Raw genomic sequence first — 1,424 nt, 5'->3', positions numbered from 1 at the left:
TGCGGATTCCGTATGTGGACGGCCCCCTACCTGCAAGAACATTTCGGCAGTATTGATCTGATCGCTTGCATTCGTATGTCCGGCCTGTTGATGCGCTCGCACATGAACGCTGGCCAAGATGGTTTCCGCTATGCGTGTTCCAAACGACGATGCGACCTATTGATGGCCATCGGAATCCACGGATTGTCACACATATCGGATCGATCGATCCCGCACACCACCTGTTTGTTTCCTGCAAGTTCAGGCATCAGCCCAGCTCGGTAGCTCTATCGGCTGCTCACCGGACTGGCTGATTTCCTAAGCTCCTATAGCGGCAGCCGACTGCGGCAAGGCATTGCGTCTGTAAGCCTCACCGGTGATCATCATCTTCCAGGCGATCCTGGCGGTTTTGTTGGCCAGTGCAACTGCCGCAAGTTTTGGAGATTTCCGCTTGAGCAATTCTGTTAGCCATGGGGAGGCATTTTTGCCGCGTCCGTCACGTACATGCCTCAGGGTCGCTGTCGCACCTACTACTAGCGTCCTACGTAACAGTTCGTCGCCAGCCCGAGTTATGCCACCGGTTCGGACCTTGCCTCCTGTTGAATGATCCTTGGGCGTTAACCCCATCCAGGCTGCGAAGTCTCGGCCGGTAACAAAAAGCTCCGGTGCCGGTGCCTTCATCACCAGCAATGCAGCTCCGATCGGACCAACCCCCGGGATTGTTGCAAGGCGGCGACTGACCTCATTGTTCCGCTGCCAAGTCAGAAGTCTGCCATCCATTTCCTTGATCTGCCCTTGCAATCGCTCAAATTCGCCGGCCATGGTGGCGAAGAGATCGCGTGCCATGGCAGGCATTGTTTTGTCTTCGGAAACACGTTGAAGCAGCGATCTCACATTTCTCACGCCTTTAGCTGCTGTCAGCCCGAATTCTGCCGCGTGTCCACGGATCGCGTTAACAAGCTGTGTCTGCACGCGAATTAGACGCTCCCTAACGTTGATGAGCATCAGCGCGGCTTGCTCGTCTTCGCTCTTCACCGGGATAAACCGCATCGTCGGACGGCTCATTGCCTCGCATATCGCCGCGGCATCCGATGCATCATTCTTGCCGCGCTTCACGTACGGCTTCACGAACTGCGGCGCGATCATTTTCACCTCGTGCCCCAGCGAAGTTAGGAGGCGAGCCCAGTGGTGTGACGCACCGCATGCTTCGATCCCGATTACGGTGGGTCTGCACTTCGAGAAGAAATCCACCATCTCCTTGCGGCGTAACTTCTTGCGCAACACAGGCTGTTCAGCGGCATTCACGCCATGCAATTGAAAAACGCTCTTTGACGTGTCGATACCAATGCGGATAATCTGGTCCACGGACGGTCCCCTCGCTTGAGTTCACAACGACTCACTCTGGCACATTTTGATGCCGTATCGGGGGCCGTCCACCCCAACGA

General features: G+C 56.0%; 2 protein-coding genes. One reads left to right on the top strand and one right to left on the bottom strand.

Going from position 1 to position 1,424, the window contains the following annotated elements; all coding sequences use genetic code 11:
• On the top strand, positions 1–264 hold a 264-nt coding region (locus ACI3K3_RS25605; protein ID WP_404918925.1), incomplete at its 5' end, for a hypothetical protein.
• A 33-nt stretch (positions 265–297) separates the two neighbouring features.
• Here the strand turns inward: ACI3K3_RS25605 and ACI3K3_RS25600 are convergent.
• Positions 298–1,344, bottom strand: coding sequence for an IS110 family transposase (locus tag ACI3K3_RS25600; RefSeq protein ID WP_404918923.1), 1,047 nt, complete (start codon positions 1,342–1,344; stop codon positions 298–300).
• Between the last annotated feature and the right edge of the window lie 80 nt (positions 1,345–1,424).

The organism is Novosphingobium sp. ZW T3_23, from assembly GCF_044987305.1.
Lineage (GTDB): Bacteria > Pseudomonadota > Alphaproteobacteria > Sphingomonadales > Sphingomonadaceae > Novosphingobium.
Note: the sequence above shows the minus strand (reverse complement) of the source record. Positions and strands in the feature narration are given on the sequence as shown.